The sequence below is a fragment of the Acinetobacter sp. HA genome (assembly GCF_000264725.1).
In the GTDB taxonomy this organism is placed as follows: Bacteria; Pseudomonadota; Gammaproteobacteria; order Pseudomonadales; family Moraxellaceae; genus Acinetobacter; species Acinetobacter schindleri.
On record NZ_AJXD01000014.1, the window covers coordinates 1 to 18,508 of the forward strand.

At 42.3% G+C, this 18,508-nt stretch carries 16 protein-coding genes and 1 pseudogene; 9 read left to right on the forward strand and 8 right to left on the reverse strand.

The window, feature by feature from the left end; translation table 11 throughout:
* Positions 1-341: 341 nt before the first annotated feature.
* Positions 342-542: a hypothetical protein gene (locus HADU_RS03705; protein ID WP_264653511.1), complete on the forward strand. Its 201-nt coding sequence runs from the start codon at positions 342-344 to the stop codon at positions 540-542.
* 36 nt (positions 543-578) lie between these two features.
* On the opposite strand, the gene HADU_RS03710 is transcribed toward HADU_RS03705, so the two are convergent.
* A complete protein-coding gene (locus tag HADU_RS03710) occupies positions 579-1,139 on the reverse strand; it encodes a YceI family protein (protein WP_008303686.1) in 561 nt (186 codons plus the stop codon).
* A 47-nt stretch (positions 1,140-1,186) separates the two neighbouring features.
* A complete protein-coding gene (locus HADU_RS03715) occupies positions 1,187-1,756 on the reverse strand; it encodes a nicotinate-nicotinamide nucleotide adenylyltransferase (RefSeq protein WP_005222785.1) in 570 nt (189 codons plus the stop codon).
* A gap of 101 nt (positions 1,757-1,857) precedes the next feature.
* Between HADU_RS03715 and HADU_RS03720 the strand changes: the two genes are divergently transcribed.
* Together HADU_RS03720 and HADU_RS03725 are read left to right on the forward strand one after the other, a co-directional pair.
* Positions 1,858-2,658 carry an enoyl-CoA hydratase-related protein gene (locus HADU_RS03720; protein ID WP_008303691.1) on the forward strand — a complete coding sequence of 267 codons (801 nt, stop codon included), beginning with the start codon at positions 1,858-1,860 and terminating at the stop codon, positions 2,656-2,658.
* A 73-nt stretch (positions 2,659-2,731) separates the two neighbouring features.
* The gene (locus tag HADU_RS03725; RefSeq protein ID WP_008303692.1) at positions 2,732-3,526 is read left to right on the forward strand and encodes a nitroreductase family protein; all 795 of its coding nucleotides are present in this window, start codon (positions 2,732-2,734) and stop codon (positions 3,524-3,526) included.
* A gap of 269 nt (positions 3,527-3,795) precedes the next feature.
* On the opposite strand, the gene HADU_RS03730 is transcribed toward HADU_RS03725, so the two are convergent.
* The 3 genes from HADU_RS03730 to HADU_RS03740 form a co-directional block, all read right to left on the reverse strand.
* Complete coding sequence (locus HADU_RS03730) at positions 3,796-5,265, reverse strand: carotenoid oxygenase family protein (RefSeq protein ID WP_008303693.1); 1,470 nt, start codon at positions 5,263-5,265, stop codon at positions 3,796-3,798.
* A gap of 147 nt (positions 5,266-5,412) precedes the next feature.
* Positions 5,413-5,730, reverse strand: coding sequence for a hypothetical protein (locus HADU_RS03735; RefSeq protein ID WP_004815142.1), 318 nt, complete (start codon positions 5,728-5,730; stop codon positions 5,413-5,415).
* A gap of 17 nt (positions 5,731-5,747) precedes the next feature.
* Positions 5,748-6,629, reverse strand: a complete 882-nt coding sequence (locus tag HADU_RS03740; RefSeq protein ID WP_034592222.1) for a LysR substrate-binding domain-containing protein — start codon at positions 6,627-6,629, stop codon at positions 5,748-5,750.
* Between the two features lie 170 nt (positions 6,630-6,799).
* On the opposite strand from HADU_RS03740, the pseudogene HADU_RS03745 reads away from it, so the two are divergent.
* A pseudogene (locus tag HADU_RS03745) lies at positions 6,800-8,528 on the forward strand (FAD-dependent oxidoreductase).
* Positions 8,529-8,831: 303 nt separating this feature from the next.
* Here HADU_RS03745 and HADU_RS15990 read toward each other — a convergent pair.
* Together HADU_RS15990 and purL are read right to left on the reverse strand one after the other, a co-directional pair.
* A complete protein-coding gene (locus HADU_RS15990; protein ID WP_264653510.1) occupies positions 8,832-8,957 on the reverse strand; it encodes a KGW motif small protein in 126 nt (41 codons plus the stop codon).
* A gap of 310 nt (positions 8,958-9,267) precedes the next feature.
* Positions 9,268-13,101 carry a phosphoribosylformylglycinamidine synthase gene (gene purL / locus HADU_RS03750; RefSeq protein WP_008303697.1) on the reverse strand — a complete coding sequence of 1,278 codons (3,834 nt, stop codon included), beginning with the start codon at positions 13,099-13,101 and terminating at the stop codon, positions 9,268-9,270.
* A 504-nt stretch (positions 13,102-13,605) separates the two neighbouring features.
* Here purL and HADU_RS03755 point away from each other — a divergent pair.
* From HADU_RS03755 to ruvB, 3 genes are all read left to right on the forward strand, one after another.
* Positions 13,606-14,946 (forward strand): deoxyguanosinetriphosphate triphosphohydrolase, encoded by a 1,341-nt coding sequence (locus HADU_RS03755; RefSeq protein ID WP_004815127.1) that lies wholly within the window; start codon positions 13,606-13,608, stop codon positions 14,944-14,946.
* 117 nt (positions 14,947-15,063) lie between these two features.
* On the forward strand, positions 15,064-15,666 hold the full coding sequence (gene ruvA, locus HADU_RS03760; protein ID WP_008303701.1) for a Holliday junction branch migration protein RuvA: 603 nt from the start codon (positions 15,064-15,066) through the stop codon (positions 15,664-15,666).
* Positions 15,667-15,944: 278 nt separating this feature from the next.
* Positions 15,945-16,952 (forward strand): Holliday junction branch migration DNA helicase RuvB, encoded by a 1,008-nt coding sequence (ruvB, locus tag HADU_RS03765; protein ID WP_008303702.1) that lies wholly within the window; start codon positions 15,945-15,947, stop codon positions 16,950-16,952.
* A gap of 26 nt (positions 16,953-16,978) precedes the next feature.
* Here ruvB and HADU_RS03770 read toward each other — a convergent pair whose 3' ends face one another.
* Positions 16,979-17,695, reverse strand: coding sequence for a hypothetical protein (locus HADU_RS03770; RefSeq protein ID WP_008303704.1), 717 nt, complete (start codon positions 17,693-17,695; stop codon positions 16,979-16,981).
* Positions 17,696-17,704: 9 nt separating this feature from the next.
* On the opposite strand from HADU_RS03770, the gene HADU_RS15730 reads away from it, so the two are divergent.
* Together HADU_RS15730 and HADU_RS15795 are read left to right on the forward strand one after the other, a co-directional pair.
* Positions 17,705-18,100: a transposase family protein gene (locus tag HADU_RS15730; RefSeq protein ID WP_076753095.1), complete on the forward strand. Its 396-nt coding sequence runs from the start codon at positions 17,705-17,707 to the stop codon at positions 18,098-18,100.
* Positions 18,048-18,508, forward strand: a 461-nt coding sequence (locus HADU_RS15795) for an IS5/IS1182 family transposase (protein ID WP_008303708.1), incomplete at its 3' end; no start/stop codon positions are given. The genes HADU_RS15730 and HADU_RS15795, both read left to right, overlap by 53 nt.

The following is an 18,508-nucleotide window of genomic DNA, read 5'->3' on the forward strand; positions in this document are numbered from 1 at the left end:
ATTTTTTTATCACTCAAACAAAGATCAGGGATACTGTAATTCCCCACATTACCATCGCAATCAGTACATCAAGATATCAGTTCACAGCAACAAGCCATGAAAGGCTGTCAGGCTCAACTGATTGGTGCTATGCGTCATAGAATGGAAGCGACACCTGCATTTTTTCAGCGATGGTTTGGTCAAGGCATCCATCGCGAGTCTCTACGTAAGGCTCCTACGATTATGATCAGGATCACATGCATGGTAAAGCTTGACTGACTCATTACGGTCTTTCTCAACCAAGCTATCCTTCTTACTCTATTCCTTCTTCGACTGCTTTTGCAGAAGCAGTCTTTGCCGGACTGGGTTATGGTCTGGTGCCGGATTATCAGATTGCAGATCGGTTTCAACAAAACACTTTGCTAGAAATCCTTCCAGAATGCAGAACAGATGTGAAACTGTATTGGCATCCCTGGAAACAGCAGTCACCAGCTTTACAACAACTCACCCAAACTATTCTAGAACAGGCAGAGCAACATTTAAATTATCCCATTCCAATTTAGACTGCTCTGCCACGTTCAAATAAATGAACAGCTAAATTATGAGGCTTTCCACTGCCCGATCAGATGAATATTGACCTTTTCACCTACACCAGCTGTGGCTTTTTTCATACCGAAATCTGAACGGTTAATCACTGTTTTCGAATTCACATCAAGTAAATTCGGGTTGGTTTTATTTGGTATTAGCGTGGTATCAAAAACCACTGGACGCGTCACACCCCGTAAAGTCAAATTACCCAATACCTGATAGCGGTTCGTTCCATTTGGTTTAAACTGGGTACTTTTAAAATTCACAGTTTTATAACGTGAAGCATCAAACAGATCTTCACCCATAATCATATTTTTTAGACTTGGCTTGGACAGCTGTAGACTATCTACCTGCATGGTAAATTCAGTTGAAGCCTGTTGTGGTTTTTGAGGATCAAACTGCATCGAGGCTTGGAATTGCTGAAAACTTCCCTTTACGACAGTCAAACCCAATGAATTAATACTAAAACCCACGCTACTTTTAGGCGTCAAGCTCCAGCTGGCAGAGGCTGCTGATATACTTACTACTGAAAGGCATCCTGCATAGGCTATATTTTTTAGGATAAGATTCATTGTGTTGCTCCCTAACAATCAAATGAACTCCTCACCTTAAAACAGTTTTAGCTCAGATTCGTTTTATCATTCGTTTTAAACTTGTGTGCCAATTGTTGATAAGTCTCAGTATTTTTAAACTTATGTAAAAACTCGCTGGTTCCTAAAGGAAATGCTGATTCCATAATGTCACCACGATAATAGGCTTCCCGTAATGGTGTTGCTGAAATGGCACCGACTAGACTGTCTAGTTCCACCATTTCCCATTCTGGGAACAGTCTTAAATAATAAGAGGACTCATCTTTAAAATGTCCAATCAGACCAACTTTAGCATTTAGCTCTGCCACTCCTGCAACCAGTAATTTTACCAGTTTTTGCCATTTTTCATCATTATAGACATCAATGACATGTACGAATTTAATACGCTTCTGATCTGCTTCGGAAAAATTCGACAAGATCATTTCTTCACGTTCAGAGGCCAGAAATGGGTTTTTAATATTACGTTCCTGCTGCGCTGATCCTAAAGCCAGAATCACCTGCTGGCTTTGCTGCAAAGCAATTTTAATGGTTTGCATATGTGCCAGATGAAAAGGCTGGAAGCGACCAATAAAAACCAGATAATCAAATTTATATTTCATAGCACATCTTACTTTTATGAACGCATCAGTTATGTCGTAGGCAAATTTTTACGACATAATAAGCGCCAATAAATTCATATTAATAAAGCAAGGATAGTACGATGACACTGAGCTGTATTCAACAACCACATCAGCATTTAAATGCGAATTTAGACAATGGCATACTGACCTTAGCCATTCACCGTCCTGAAGCGAAAAATGCGTTATATAGCGAGCTGTATCTCTGGATTGCGAAAGCTTTAGATGAAGCTGATCGGGCGCCTGAAGTTCGTGTAGTTGTATTACGTGGTCAGGATGCAGACTTTAGTGCGGGCAATGATATGCAGGATTTTATGAAATCTGCTGCGAAGAAAGGTCAGGCACCCGCCGCTGAAGGCCCACCGTTTGTTTTACTGAAATCTGCTGCAAAATTTTCCAAGCCATTGATTGCAGCCGTGCGTGGTGTTGCAATCGGCATTGGTGTGACGATCTTATTGCATTGTGATCTGGTCTATAGTGACAATACTGCTCTGTTCCAGATTCCATTTGTCAGTCTGGGTCTATCGCCTGAAGGCGCTTCAAGCAAGCTGTTGATTCAGCAGGCGGGTTATCATAAAGCCGCCGAATTATTGCTGACTGCGCAAAAATTCAATAGTGAAAAAGCACTCGACGCAGGTCTGGTGAATAGCATTGAAGAAGATGTTTACACCAAAGCAGCAGCACAAGCTGCCCAGCTCTCTGCCCTGCCATTGGCATCACTGGTGCAATCTAAAGCCTTGATGAAACACAATGTGAATGAAATTGTGGAATGGATTGACCATGAAGCAGAAATTTTCATGCAGCGTGTAGGCTCGCCAGAAATGCTGGAAGCGGTTCAAGCCTTTATGCAAAAACGTAAACCTGATTTCACACAATTCAACTAATTCTGAAACTTATCTTTTAATTGAGGCAGTTTAGACTGCCTCAATCTTTTATATTTTTGAAAGAATCCAGCTTATGACAAATGAAAACTCCCAAACGACTTCTCAAACAACTGATAGTTCAAATCCTGACAAGACGCGTTATTACGAGCCGGCACCACAGGATATTGATGTAGAGAATTTTCGCAAGGTCATTGAAAGCCGCCGATCAGTGCGTAAATTTACCAAAAAACCAATCCCTGCCGAGGTATTAGATGCCTGTCTGGATCTGGCACTACTGGCACCAAATTCATCAAATCTGCAGCCATGGACATTTTATGTTGTGCAGAACCCATCCAAGAAAAAGCATCTGGTGAAAACCTGCATGAGCCAGCTGGCCGCTAAAACGGCTTCTGAACTGATTGTTTGTATTGCACGTACTGACCGCATTGATGAAATGGCGAAACTGAATATTAGTGAGTTTCCATTTCCTGAGGCGCCTCCAGCAATCAAAAAGTACTATAAGTACATTCCCTATAACTACAAGACAGGTTATCTGAATGCCTTTGGTAACTTTAAGAAAGTCGCTTTCAAAGTAGCCCGTACTCTGGATAAGCAAATGCCAGTTTCTGCTTTCAGCCCCGCTGATGCAAAACTATGGGCGACTAAAACCACGGCGCTGGCTTGTGAAAATCTGGTTTTAGCTTTACGCGCTTATGGTTTTGATAGCTGTATGATGGAAGGCTTCGATGAGCCCATGGTTCGTGAAATTCTGGAATTAAATGACGAACAGTATCCAGTCATGGTGATTGGTGCAGGTGAACGTGCTAAAGATGGGGTATTCTTCCCGCAGTACCGTTTTGATCGTGAGTTGTTTATTCAGAAGATTTAAGTACGTTTATTGAATGAATATCACGGCCTCGACTGTTTTCTTAAATTAACTGATATACGCGTAGGCATTTTCGTTACTTTGACAGGCCAAAGTAACCAAAGCCATTGCCAGACAGAAGGTTCATCCTTGAACCTCTGTCTGGCAGGTGACATCCATGTCACCTCAATGTAAATTCACTACTATTTTGAAAAGAAATAATATTTGATACGCGGATGGCGAAAAGGAAGAAATCTATTTAGAGCAAATACAAGTCGATGCTAAATCATTTTTTAAGAATAGTTCGCTCTTAATTTCCGATAATCAATCCAGTTACAATGAAATCCGACCGGCACCCGAACTGGTAAATGAATCGTTGCAATGGGTCCTTCTGTAATATGCTGGGCATCCAGAATTACCACTTTCGAGGGGCTACAATCTAAAGCATGGATATAAGACATTAACCATCCATCATTTTCTGCCTGAGCATTTTCCCGTGCGACAAAGACTGCCTCACCAGTGACCCAGTTTTCTCCAAAGGAATAACTTTCTGTGGTTCTGGTTCTTAAATTAAAACACATCACCGTATTGCTGCTGACATGGGAAGGATCATCAAATTCACCAAAATAAATACTATAGATATAACGATACTGTCGCCCAATAAATGCTTCATTAATCCGTGGAAATTCCTGCTTGATATTTGATAATACGGTTCGTGTCACTTTTCCTGTTCCTTGTTCAAAAATAAAGCGCTCTAGTCGTATATCCTGATCTTCAATCGGTCCCTGAATCGAGCGGATCAATGCTTTGGAGTGCACTACCGCATCCATCACTATATCGCCAGTATTCAGATCATAGGCATTCACGGTATGAAAAATAAAACAGGGATCAATCTCATACCAGCGCATGTCAGTGACTTTGCCACCAAAAGGTAATACACCTATACGTGCCTGTCGTTTTGGATTCCATTGATAAGGCAGCATTGAACCTTTTAAAGCACTGCGAACCGAGAAATTCACATTCAGATCCAGAATCAGCACCTGAGATTTGGTAATAGCACAATCATGAATCATCGGTCCATGTTTCACTGGAAACTCGACCTGGTGTTTTAATTTACCGTGCGAATCTATATGCAGATAAAAAACTTTATTTTGGCTCAAGGCATCATAGCAAACTGCATGAATATCCCCTGTTTCGGGATCAACATGCGGATGAGCTGTGAATGGTAAATCCTCTTCATTTTTAAAAAGATGATGTCGTTCGGATTCCAGCTTACTATTGACTTCAACTGGATAAGCACCCGCTTCAACTAAAGCCCAGATTTTTCCAGCAAAGTTAATGACATTGGTATTCACGGCATCAGCAACACCTCGCGTTTTGCCTGGAATCAGTGGTCGGTGAAGTTTCTTCTGCACGCTGGCAACTCCGACGTAACTGCTCTTATACCAATGTGCCTTACCGCCTTTCAGTCTCAAGGCATGAATCATGCCATCGCCAGTGAACCAATGATAATTTCTGGGATTTTTGACCAGAATTGGATTTGGGCCAATCCGCATTAGTGCACCATCGAGTTCTACCGGAATCTGTCCTTCTACCATGAGTTGAGTAGAGAAATGCTCCTGCCGTTGCGGGGCAAATATACTATCCAGATAAGGATTATCATTGGAATAGAGAATACGACTATGCAGAATTTCTGCACTGTATTGAATGGATTTACTAAGCGTATTTTTGAGCATTCTGCTCAGCGGTTTTGGCCAATGCATTGTTATTTTCCTTATTGTATTTTTTATCTGGAGTGCTATGGCAAATTTTATAATAACAAAAGCAGTTTGACTGTTTTTTAAATGTAGACTGACGGCGCGCCAGGATGAACACGCCGTAATGAATATGATATGAATAATACTTTGAGTTTAGACTTTAATATCCAGCAGCTGGATAAACTCAAAAGCCGGCTCTTCATAAGGATGGCTTTCTTTTAAGGCTTTAGCGACCTTGACTGCCTTTTCATCTGGCACCAGAATTTCTACCCGCCATTCCTCTACCTGTTCCAGTTGACCGACTTCACCAATATGAGGATCTGCACCTTCTTGCGGCTTAAACTGTCCGGTTCCCAAAACCTGCCAAGCGCAATTGGTATATTCCCCAATGCCACCGCCTCCTGCTGCAAACACTGCATTTTTAGTATCTTCCAAGTTTTCGTCCGGTACGTAATAAATCAGCTTTAACATATATTCCTTCCTGAAATTCAGATATTTATTGTATTTTTAAGGGCTTGGGTAATTATCTTCAATGCAGGATTTTGAGAATTCTTGTTAAATGTTGCATACAAGCCTAGTTTTGGGAGCACCTGATCCGTCTGGATGATTTTCACATGATCATTCAAAAATCTCAGCAAATACTCAGGAGCAAAACTAAAACCCATCCCCATATTGGTCAGATTGATATGTTGCAACACATTGGTCACCCACAGTAGCTGCTCATGTTCGAGTTGATCAATATTGAGCAACTGATCCAGCTTTTCATAAAATACGGGTGAAGCATTCTGCTCACACATAATTATATTCTGATTTTTCAGTTCCTGTAATTTCAGGATTCGATCTGTGGGATGCAAATGCTGAGCAGCTAGCAAGTAAATCTGTTCGGTCAATAAATGAATATTGTCAAAATCTGGATGATCCAGATGAAAACGGGTAATACATAAATCCAGTTCAGCATTTTTTAGCCGCTGAATCTGCTCCATACAGGTCAGGCTATGTAAGTGAATTTTTAAGTCCGGCATGGTTTTTTTAAGCTGCGCCAGAATCTGAGGCATCACCTTGATTTCTGCAACATTCAGAAAGCCAATATGAATCTGATTATTTTTCTGCTGTGCGACCTGGCGTGCTGCTGCCACTGCCAGCTTGGCATTTTCTAATGCTTTTTCCGCATAGATCAGAAAAGCCCGCCCTTCATCGGTAAGTTTGACTTTTCTGGATGAACGATCAAACAGATTTACTCCAACTTCCTGTTCCAGATCCTTAATTTGCTGGCTTAATGACGGTTGAGCGGTAAACAGCTTTTCGGCAGCCTTGGTAAAACTTTGTTGCTGCGCCACAGTCATAAAATAGCGTAAATGTCGAAGTTCCATAAGCTGCCCGGTTTCTGATCAGGTCAGCATCTTAAGATTATGACCCGCGCATTGCAAATAAGAATAGGTCGATAGTTTATATGAATATCGCTATATGAACAGATCCTGTTTGACTAGACTGCATGACCATATAGATCGCTTGTTCTTCACGCATATACATGGAGTCTTGTATGACACAGCATTATGACACTGATGTTTTGATCATTGGTACCGGTCCTGCAGGTTCAACATTGGGTTTGGCTTTGGCCAACTATGGTATCAAGGTACAACTGTTTACCCAGTTTAGCTGGCTGGCCAATAGTCCACGCGCACATATTACTAACCAACGTGCCATGGAGGTATTACGTGATTTAGGAATTGAAGAACAGGTCAAAGAAATTGCTACACCTTGGGAACAAATGGGTGAAAGCCTGATTACTACCAGCTTGGTTGGCGAAGAAATTGCGCGCATGAGTGCCTGGGGTACCGGTGATGAACGTCATGGTGACTATATCAAAGGCAGTCCATGCCCACTGGTTGATCTGATTCAGCCAAAAATGGAAGCTTTACTGGTGAAGAATGCGGGTGAACGTGGCGCCGTTTATAACTTTAATACTGAATATCTCTCTCATGTACAGGATGAAGATGGCGTCACAGCAACTTTCCTGAACCGGATTACCAATACTGAATTTAGCTTAAGAGCGAAATATCTGGTCGGTATGGATGGTGCCAAGTCACGAGTACTGGAACAACTTGGTTTGCCATTGGAAGGTGTCATGGCCCGTGCCGGTACAGTGTATGTGACCTTTAAGGCTGATTTGACTAAATATGTGCAGCACCGCCCTGCTATCCTGCAATGGATTGTCAATCCGGAAGCGAGTTTTGGTGATCTTGGTATGGGCTTACTGCGTGCCATCACACCATGGAATGAATGGATTATGGGCTGGGGCTTTGACATTTCCAAAGGTGAGCCACAAGTCAGTGAAGAACAGGTTCGAGCACGTCTCAATACATTTGTTGGTGCTGAAGTAGAAGATGTCGAAATTCAAAAACTGTCTTACTGGTATGTGAACCAGACCTGGGCAACCGAATATTCCAAAGGCCGTGTGTTCTGTGGCGGAGATGCAGTGCATCGTCATCCACCATCCAGTGGTTTAGGTTCAAATACCTGTATGCAGGATGCCTTTAACCTGGGCTGGAAACTGGCTTATGCAGTCAAGGGCTGGGCTGCGCCTTCCCTGCTGGATTCCTATACAACTGAACGTGCACCTGTGGGCAAGCAGATTGTGGCGCGTGCGAACCAGTCACGTTTTGACTATAAATACCTGAAAGAAGTCTTTGGTTTTGATCAAGGCGTGACCACACAAAAACAAATGCTGAAACGTATCTTTGCTGAAGATGAGCAAGGTGCTGAAATCCGTCAAAAGCTGTTTAAAGCATTGGCAGTTAAAAATTATGAGTTTAATGCGCAAGGTGTAGAGTTAAATCAGCGCTATACCTCCAATGCAGTCATTAGCGAAGCTGAGCCTGAAAGATTTGAGCGTGATCAGCAGCTTTATCTGCAAGCAACAACACGTCGGGGTGCTAAAGTGCCACATACCTGGCTGGTTAATACCAATGCAGTCCACTCTTACCGGTAAAGGTCGTTTTACCCTGCTGACTGGTTTATCGGGTAAAGGCTGGAAACAGGCGACCGAATCACTGAACTTACCTTATTTGGATGTAATTCAAATCGGTTCACGTGACTACCGCGATGTGTATGGCACCTGGAATGCCAAGTCTGAAATTCATGACTCTGGTGCAATTCTGGTTCGTCCGGATGGTTATGTCGCATGGCGTTATCAGGACAGTACCAATGATCAGTTTGATTTTGTGAATACACTGAAGGCGGTGTTGAAACAGATTCAATTAACTGTTTAGAGATAAAGAGCCACCTTCGGGTGGTTTTTCTTTATTAGTGGTAAAAGAATTATAGTTGTCGATCATTAAGATTATACATCTTTTCCCTAATATCTCATTATTTTAAAAATACCCTACGGCATAGATGCCACTCGTCAACTCGTAGGACATAGATGCCCATCAGGCTAACAAAGGATTTTGGTTACTTTACGGAATATATTTCTCATTCTTCAAAGTAACCAAGACGCTTCATTAAAAGTAATACACACATAAAATCAAAAATGAAAAAAGCCACCTCTCGGTGGCTTTTATTAAATCTGATGATCAAGAACCCTGTAGCAAATAACTGCCTAGCAAAAATAGCACCTGTAAACCAACAATAAAACCAAATAACCACCAACCTTTCTGACGTAGTTCCGTTCTATCTATTATTCTGAATGTTTTAGCCATGTCATCACCTCATACATGAGTGTTGATACTGAAATGATCTATATCATCTTTGCTTTAAAGTGCATATATATTGTGCATAAATTACACAATATCACCTCTATACCTATATAAAAGCAAAATCCAAACCAGTTCAGTGAGAGATTAAAAAATATTTCAAAATACTGAAAAAGCAAAAAGCCACCCACTGGTGGCAATTGATGAAGCTAGTCTAAACAAAAGTAAATGATTTTTCTAGTTTTACTAATTTCCCATAAGTTCAAATTATAAAAAAGGGTCGCTACTGCGACCCATTTTTTGAAGCTAAATCAGATTAGCCAATGAACTTACGCGCATTACGGAACATACGTAACCAAGCACCATCCTGATCCCAGTCTTCTGGTTTCCAAGAATGCTGGATTGCACGGAAGTTACGCTCAGGGTGTGGCATCAGGATCGTTGCACGACCATCTTTAGAGGTCACACCAGAGATACCTTCAGGCGAACCGTTCGGGTTCAATGGATATTGCTCAGTTGCATTACCCTGGCTATCTACATAACGCATGATTACCTGGTTATTGGCATTCAACGCAGTAATGCTTTCAGCTGATGCAACCACATGACCTTCACCATGAGCCACAGCGATTGGCAGGATTGAGCCTTCCATACCTTCAAGCAATACAGAATGAGATTTCTCTACACGAACGTTTACGCTACGCGCTTCAAATACTTCTGACTTGTTGCGATGGAAACGAGGCCATGCATTCGCACCTGGAATCAATGGAGCCAATTGAGACAACATCTGACAACCGTTACAAATACCTAAAGAGAAGGTTTCCTGGCGGTTGAAGAATTTCTCAAACTGGTCACGCAGTTGCTGGTTAAAGAGTACTGATTTTGCCCAGCCGCCGCCTGCACCCAATACGTCACCATAAGAGAAGCCACCACATGTCACCAGACCTTCGAAATCATCAAGGCTGATACGGCCTGCCAACAGGTCGCTCATGTGTACGTCAACTGTACTAAAACCAACTTTGTCGAACGCAGCTGCCATTTCGACATGACCGTTGACACCTTGCTCACGCAGAATAGCCATGCTTGGACGACGTGAGTTAATGAACGGTGCTTCGATTTGCTCATTCAGGTCGAATGTCGGTTGAGCAATCAAACCTTTGTGCGCTTTGTCTGTAACTAATGCAAATTCCTGATCCGCAGTTTCTACGTTGTCACGTAAACGTTGGATTTGGTGAGAAACTTCAGTCCAAGCTACTTGCAAATCGCTACGTTCAAGTACAAGACCATTTACAGATAATTGGTCTGTATTGTTCACAGTACCAACTACGCTGATAGCATCTTTTAATGTAGATGCTGCAACTTCAGCTTGTAACGCTTCCCAATCTGCTTTCGCGATTTGAAGCACTGCACCAATTTCTTCAGCAAATAGACCTGCAACTGATTGTTCTTCAAGTGCTACGCCTAGACGTGAAGCGAACATCATTTCCGCAACAGTTGCGATTAAGCCACCGTCACCGATGTCATGGTACGCCTTGATTAAGCCACGGTTGTTCCAGTCTTGAACCAGAGCAAAGAATGCTTTGAAGTCATCGAAGCTATCAACATCAGGAGTTACTGAACCGATTGCTTTGTAAACCTGAGCCAGGATCGAACCGCCAAGACGGAATTGACCTTTAGACAAGTCGATACGTACCAGTACAGACTCAAGGTTTTTAAGCTCAGGTGTTAATGTTTTACGAACATCAGTGACTGGTGCAAATGCAGTAATCACGCCTGACATTGGAGAAGTCACGGATTTATCTTCGCCTTCGTCATTCCAGGTGGTACGCATTGAAAGCGAGTCTTTACCGACTGGAATTGCGATACCCAATGCTGGGCACATTTCCATACCAATCGCTTTAACGCCTTCAAATAACGCTTGATCTTCACCCGGTTGACCCGCAGCAGCCATCCAGTTTGCAGATAGTTTAATATCGCTAATTTGATCAATCTTGGCAGACATAATGTTCGAGATTGATTCAGCAACAGATAAACGTGCAGATGCAGCTGGGTTTAACAATGCAACTGGTGGACGTTCACCCATGGCCATTGCTTCACCTGTATAACCTACAAGGCTTGTTGTGGTGACTGCAGCATCCGCTACAGGCACTTGCCATGGACCAACCATCTGGTCACGTGCAACCATACCGGTAATCGAACGGTCACCAATGGTGATCAAGAATGATTTAGAGGCAACAGTTGGGTTCTTAATAACACGATAAATCGCATCTTTCAGATCAGTCACTTTAGACGCATCAAAGTCGTCGCCTTTGCGTTCAGCTGTTTCGTATGAGCGGCTCATACGTGGTGTACCGCCAAGCATCACCTGCATTGGCATATCCACAGGCTTGTTGCCGAATAACGGATCTTCAACAGTCAAGTGACGCGCTTCAGTCGCTTCACCCAATACCGCAAACGGACAACGTTCACGTGCACAGATTGATTCAAATAATTCTAATGAAGACGGGCGGATCGCAAGCACATAACGTTCTTGTGCTTCGTTTGACCAGATTTCCATTGGAGACATACCTGGCTCAAGCGATGGAATCTTACGCAGATCAAGTACCGCACCAAGCTCGTGATCGTTCACAAGTTCAGGCATTGCATTTGAAATACCACCCGCACCTACATCGTGTACTGAAACGATCGGGTTGTGATCTTCCATGCGCCAGCAAGTATCAATCACTTCCTGACAACGGCGTTCCATTTCCGGATTTTCACGCTGTACAGAAGCGAAGTCCAGGTTTTCACCAAGTTTACCGCTGTCTACAGAAGACGCTGCACCACCGCCAAGACCGATCAGCATCGCAGGACCACCAAGAACAATCAGAAGATCACCTGGCTGGATTGCATCTTTTTCAACATGGTCTGAACGGATGTTACCGTAACCACCGGCAATCATGATTGGCTTATGGAAGCCTTTGACTTCACCATTTACATTTTGTTCAAACGTACGGAAGTAACCATTTAATGCAGGACGACCAAATTCATTGTTGAATGCGGCACCACCCAATGGACCTTCAATCATGATTTGAAGTGGAGATGCCATACGTGATGGTTTGCCGTAGTTTTCTTCCCAAGGCTGTTCAAAGCCAGGAATATTCAGGTTAGATACGGTGAAACCGGTTAAACCAGCTTTTGGCTTACCACCACGACCAGTCGCGCCTTCATCACGGATTTCTCCGCCTGAACCTGTCGCTGCACCGGCAAATGGTGCAATCGCTGTTGGATGGTTGTGGGTTTCCACTTTCATCAGGATGTGAGCAGCCTGGCTCTTGTATTTATAAACGTGTTGACCGTTTTCTTCTTGCGTTGGGTAGAAACGCTGAGTATCAAAACCAACAATCACGGATGCGTTGTCTTTATATGCTGACAATACGTCTGTTGGTGATTCTTTATAGGTATTTTTGATCATCTGGAACAATGACAATGGCTGAACTTCACCATCAATGGTCCATTCAGAACCAAAGATTTTATGACGGCAGTGTTCAGAGTTTGCCTGAGCAAACATCATCAGTTCGATGTCATTCGGGTTACGGCCCAGTTTAGTGAACGCTTCTGTCAGATAATCAATTTCCTGATCAGACAGTGCAAAACCAAACTCGTTATTGGCTTTTACCAGTGCTTCTTTTCCTTGACCCAGAATATCAATCGAGTTCAAAGGTTTTGGCGCAGTTTCGATGAATAGTGCAGCCGCATCATCAATTGCATTAAATACGCTTTCAGTCATGCGGTCATGCAAGACCTGTAATGCTTCTGTAGAAAGCTCTTTTACACCCTTCAGCGTAAATAAAACACCGCGTTCAAGACGATGAACCGGTGTATTACAATTCTTGAAAATATCAGTCGCTTTCGAGGACCACGGCGAAATCGTGCCGACACGCGGTGTGACTAAAATCTGGATTTCATCACTTGCAGCCTGGTGCAGTTCAAATGATTGACCATCGTTGAGAAGCTGTAAAGCGGATTGCTGTTGTTGCTCGTTGAGCGCTTGGTCAAAAAGATAAACAAATTGACTTTCTAGTGATTGAACAGAACTAATTGACGACAAACGCGAAAGTAGTTGAGTTTTCTTAAAAGAAGAATGTGCAGGTGCACCGGCAACGATAAACATGCTGATTTTGGCTCCACGGGATGGTCTTGTGAACCATGCCACAATGTGACTTGAGAGAGCGCATATTCTACTGTGAAATACTGGAATCAGCTAGTGAGGAATTAATAAATCTGATCGCTAAACTATCAGGATTTTTAAAATAATACTTTTATTTTCAGTTAAAAAAATTTAATGTAGTCGATTAGATTAACACATTTTCTTGCAGAAAAATCAAAACCGTTAAAGTTTTATTTTTAGTCGCAAAATTGTATTATTTTTCAACAACAAATTCATCTAGATTTAAACCTTCTTACTCGCTTCAGTGTGCCAAATACCTTAAAAAACTCTCTTTTATTTGAAAATAAATATTTCTTGTCGTCTATTGAATTATCTCAATATTAAAATCATCTTTTAAAAACTCTTTACTCTTATCTCACTTTAAGACGGCAACTTATGTCGCAACTCCATATATTTTTAGCTCCATTTTTGGCATCATGCGTTAAAGAATTGATTGAATAATGATAAATGACTCAAATGCGTTGGCTGGAATTACTCTCCACTGTCCGTATTGGCAGCAAAAAGCAAAGTTCTGAACTGGCGCGTAGCCCGTTCCATAAAGACTATGATCGTATTATTTTTTCGCAAAGTTTTCGCCAGCTAAATCGTAAAACCCAGGTCCACCCTCTGACTCAGCATGATGGCATTCATACCCGTTTAACCCATTCACTGGAAGTGTCCTGTATTGGGCGTTCCCTGGGTATGCTGGCTGCGGAAAAAATCAAGGATCAGTTACCTCCCTGGATTTCTCCTGCCGATGTCGGTGCCATCATTCAGGCTGCCTGTCTGGCACATGATATTGGTAATCCGCCTTTTGGCCATGCCGGTGAATACGCTATTCGTGAATGGTTTGATGATGCCTCTCATACTGATTTCCTGAAAAACTTAAGTCCGGAGCAGGAAGCCGATGTTCGTCAGTTTGAAGGTAATGCTCAAGGTCTGCGCCTGCTGACCAAGATTGACTATCATCCTAACGATGGCGGTATGCGTTTGACCTATGCCACTTTAGGTGCTTACTTGAAATATCCATGGCTCTCTCAGACCATCGATCCTACTGGCAATACGCCAGCCAGCCATCGTCCGAAATTTGGTTGTTATCAATCTGAAAAAGAGATTTTAAAAGAAATTGCTGAACAGCTTGGACTGATACAGCTGGGTGAATATCGCTACTGTCGTCATCCCCTAACCTATCTGCTCGAAGCTGCCGATGATATCTGTTATGCCCTGATTGATCTGGAAGATGGCATCAGTCTGAATATGCTCAGCTATGCCGAAGTAGAACCAGTATTTTTAAACTTGTTAGGGGATTATGGAACACCATCCGAGATCGGGATGCCGGATACAACCTGGCAGCAAAAAATTGCTGCCCTGCGTGGCCGGGTAATGAAACGTCTGGTAGCTGAAGTCACGACGGCATTTGCCCATCACCAGCAGGAAATTCTGATGGGCCAGCTAAAAGGCTCATTGCTAGGTTATTGCAGTTCAGACATAGAGATTGGGATTAACCGGGCCAAAGAACTGGCGAGAGACAAAATCTTTGAACATCCGCAAAAAGCCGGTCTGGAAATTATTGCCCATCAGAGTCTGCAAACCATTCTGGATGCCTTTATTCCACTGACCACACCTCATAAAAATTTGAGCTTCAAGGAACAGCGCCTGATGGCGATTCTGAACCGTTCAGGTGCGCAGTTCCATGCAGATCATTATGACAATATCATGCAGGTACTGGATATTATTTCTAAGTTTTCGGATCATCAGGCCTACAACCTGGCTCAGGAACTGCATGGCAATAAAGCTGGATTAATTTAATGATTTACACGATTTGCTGATAATCTCGGCAAATCGCAACTTTTTAATTTACAGTATTTTGCCTTTGGCCCGAATGCTGACTAATATGCCCGTATTGAAATTGAGTATTTATAAAAAATGATTGGATGTCTGATTGGTGAAGTGCTGGCACTGGAAGCACCGACTGTTTTGTTGAATGTAAATGGTATCGGTTATGAAATTGATACGCCACTGACCACTTTTTGCCAGCTGCAAAAAGGCCAGAAAATTACCCTTTGGACGCATTTGGCCGTGCGTGAAGATGCCCAGTTACTTTATGGCTTTATCAATGCACAGGAAAAAACTATTTTCCGCACCTTATTAAAGGTTAACGGTGTTGGTCCCAAAATGGCGCTTGGTATTCTGTCTACCCTGAGTGTAGAAATGCTGATTCATACCGTTGAACATGAAGATGTGAATACGCTGGTGAAAGTGCCCGGCGTAGGCAAGAAAACCGCAGAACGTTTAATGATTGAATTACGTGACCGCTTTAAAGCCATGGCTTCAAGTACAGCACCAAGCAACTCTACCACTGAGCAAATCCAATTTACTGGCAATTCTGCAGTGGCAGAAGCGGAAGCTGCATTACAGTCATTGGGTTACAAACCTCTGGAAGCCCAAAAACTGGTTAATGCAGCCAAAGGTGATTTTACTGAAGCCAGTGATATTATCCGTGCGGCATTAAAGTCGATGAATAAATAATAGGAAAATGACTTAATGTTAAATAAGTTTGTTTATTCTCTTATTTATATAAATTACTCGCGACATGGATGTCGCCAGTTGAGTTGTCTTGCACTAGGTTTTAAAGCAGTGCTTAAAACCTGTTCAGGACGTACCCTCAACTCAACAAAAGATTTTTGTTACTTTTGATCTTTCAAAAGTAAAACAACGCCTACACAATGGCAGCTAAACATAAATCATTATTTGAGGCTGTTTCCGCAGCATCAAACAGCTTCAATAAAGAGATTAAGTTAATAGATATGCAAGACCGTCTCATCAGTGGTTCTGAAAAACCCGAAGATCAGTTTGATCGTGCGATTCGCCCAACCTCCCTCGATGACTACATTGGTCAGCCAGTGGTTCGTGAGCAAATGGAAATCTTTATAGGTGCAGCCCGTGGCCGTGAAGAAGCCCTTGATCATACCCTGATCTTTGGTCCTCCCGGTCTGGGCAAGACCACGCTGGCCAATATTATTGCACGTGAAATGGGTGGTAATCTCAAATCCACTTCTGGCCCAGTTTTAGAGCGTGCAGGTGACTTGGCGGCCATGCTGACCAACTTAGAGGAAGGTGACGTTTTATTTATTGATGAAATTCATCGTCTTTCACCCGTCATTGAAGAAATTCTTTACCCAGCGATGGAAGATTACCAACTCGACATCATGATTGGTGAAGGTCCTGCGGCACGTTCGATTAAACTGGATTTACCGCCATTTACGTTGGTGGCTGCTACCACACGTGCAGGTTTGCTTACCTCTCCGCTGCGCGACCGTTTCGGGATTGTGCAGCGTCTAGAGTTCTATTCAGTTGAAGACTTAACCCATATTGTGAAACGTTCAGCGAGTTTGATGGATGTGCCTATGACCGACGAAGGTGCGCTTGAAGTTGCTCGTCGCTCTCGTGGTACACCACGTATTGCCAACCGTTTACTCCGTCGTGTGCGTGATTATGCCCAAGTCAAAGGTACAGGCGAAGTGACCCAAGACATGGCACAACGTGCGCTTGATATGCTGAAAGTTGACAAAGATGGTTTAGATACGCTTGACCGTCGTTATTTGTCGATGCTGCTTGAGCGTTTCGATGGTGGTCCTGCAGGTGTTGAAGCTTTAGCTGCAGCCATGGCGGAAGACTCAGGCACGCTTGAAGATGTGATTGAGCCTTATTTGATTCAGCAAGGTTATGTCATGCGAACTGCGCGTGGTCGTATTGCTACCAATATGGCGTATTTGCAGTTTGGGTTAACACCGCCTGAGCCAAAAGATAAGTGATTTAAAAAGCAGCTTAGGCTGCTTTTTTATTTTGCTTTTAATAAAATAAATAATTTTAATTTAATCCCTAACTCAACCGTCCCAACAAAAATTTCATATAATTTTTTATTGGCAATTTTCACATTTTTAGTAGGTGCCGATATATTCAGTATTTCTTTTAAATCATTAAAATTAGATTCATCGCCTTTAAAGTTATCTCGATCTACAACTAAACCTATCATACCTAAAGTAAGTACATATACGAAATTAAAATCCTGATATGTTTCAACAATAATAGAAATCTCTGGGTCTTTAGTTAAAATCTCTAATTCTTTTAACGACTCTAAAAGTAAAAATGACTGTTGAGATAATTCTTGTCTATCAATATTTTTTAAAGCTAAAAATGAATGTCCAAAGTCTTCTTCTTTCCATTCATTACGGAGCTCAGATACGGCAATATTTACTTGTTTTTCGAGTATCTCAACTTTTCGTAAATGACCTAAAGCGGTTTTAACAAAATCCGTTTCTAAATTTTTATTATGCTGTTCTTTCCAGTCTTTTACGAATATCAAAGCTGCTATCGGTGTAAATAGTGTAGCTGCCACTACATACATATTTGATAGCGTCGATGCAACTGCATTTTCTTTTATAGCAATTTGATAGACTGATGCATAATATAAAAACAATAGATCTCTTTCATAAATCAAAAAACGATCTTCTTTTTGGTTAATATTTGCACTCCGGATTTCTTGGCATTCGTGCATAATCTGCGGATGAAATACATCGATTCAAACAAGCTCTCTGATCCTCAGTTCAAGCGATACACAGGCATCTCATGGTCAACTTTCTATTTGATGGTTGAGCAATTGCAGAAGCATGTCTCTGCCAAAGGCAGACCGCCCAAGTTAAGCCTGGAGGATCAGGTTCTGCTCTGTCTGAGCTATTGGCGGGAATACCGAACCTTATTTCACGTTGCGACGAGTTACGGGGTTTCAGAGCCCACAGCCTCAAGAATTGTCCGTCATGTTGAAGATTGTCTGATTCAGTCCAATCTGTTTAATTTACCCAAAGATTTACCCGAGGGCGAAGGCATCGACTGGAATGTTGTGATCGTGGATGCCACGGAAATTCCAATCCAAAGGCCTAAAAAAACAGAAGAAAAGCTATAGCGGCAAGAAAAAGACCCATACCTTTAAAGTACAGGCCATGATTCACTACAAAACTCAGCAAATTCTGAGTTTATGTACCAGTCGCGGTGCAGTGCATGATTTCGAGTTGTTCAAACGCAATTTAAACCAGATTCCTTTTGGGGCTTTTATCCTTGCAGATAAAGGCTATCAGGGGATTTATGTGTTGTATCCGAATAGCCTGTTGCCCTTAAAAGCCAAAAGACATTGTAAATTGGATCCTGAATTGAAAATCTATAATCAAGAAATCAATAAAAGAAGAATCGGAATTGAGCATGTATTTGGCAGCCTGAAAACCTTCAAAATCCTTGCTGAGCGTTATCGAAATAGAGGTAAAAGACTTGGTTTGAGATTCAATTTAATCGCTGGAATCTACAACTTGGAACTGAG

Coding starts and splice junctions, on each gene's coding strand:
- HADU_RS15730 (WP_076753095.1), top strand. CDS start 17,705: ATGAAATACATCGATTCAAACAAGCTCTCTGATCCTCAGTTCAAGCGA.
- HADU_RS15990 (WP_264653510.1), bottom strand. CDS start 8,957: ATGGCTAAAACATTCAGAATAATAGATAGAACGGAACTACGTCAGAAA.
- HADU_RS03740 (WP_034592222.1), bottom strand. CDS start 6,629: ATGGAACTTCGACATTTACGCTATTTTATGACTGTGGCGCAGCAACAA.
- HADU_RS03715 (WP_005222785.1), bottom strand. CDS start 1,756: ATGAAATATAAATTTGATTATCTGGTTTTTATTGGTCGCTTCCAGCCT.
- HADU_RS03725 (WP_008303692.1), top strand. CDS start 2,732: ATGACAAATGAAAACTCCCAAACGACTTCTCAAACAACTGATAGTTCA.
- HADU_RS03735 (WP_004815142.1), bottom strand. CDS start 5,730: ATGTTAAAGCTGATTTATTACGTACCGGACGAAAACTTGGAAGATACT.
- HADU_RS03710 (WP_008303686.1), bottom strand. CDS start 1,139: ATGAATCTTATCCTAAAAAATATAGCCTATGCAGGATGCCTTTCAGTA.
- ruvB (WP_008303702.1), top strand. CDS start 15,945: ATGCAAGACCGTCTCATCAGTGGTTCTGAAAAACCCGAAGATCAGTTT.
- HADU_RS03730 (WP_008303693.1), bottom strand. CDS start 5,265: ATGCATTGGCCAAAACCGCTGAGCAGAATGCTCAAAAATACGCTTAGT.
- HADU_RS03720 (WP_008303691.1), top strand. CDS start 1,858: ATGACACTGAGCTGTATTCAACAACCACATCAGCATTTAAATGCGAAT.
- ruvA (WP_008303701.1), top strand. CDS start 15,064: ATGATTGGATGTCTGATTGGTGAAGTGCTGGCACTGGAAGCACCGACT.
- purL (WP_008303697.1), bottom strand. CDS start 13,101: ATGTTTATCGTTGCCGGTGCACCTGCACATTCTTCTTTTAAGAAAACT.
- HADU_RS03770 (WP_008303704.1), bottom strand. CDS start 17,695: ATGCACGAATGCCAAGAAATCCGGAGTGCAAATATTAACCAAAAAGAA.
- HADU_RS03755 (WP_004815127.1), top strand. CDS start 13,606: ATGACTCAAATGCGTTGGCTGGAATTACTCTCCACTGTCCGTATTGGC.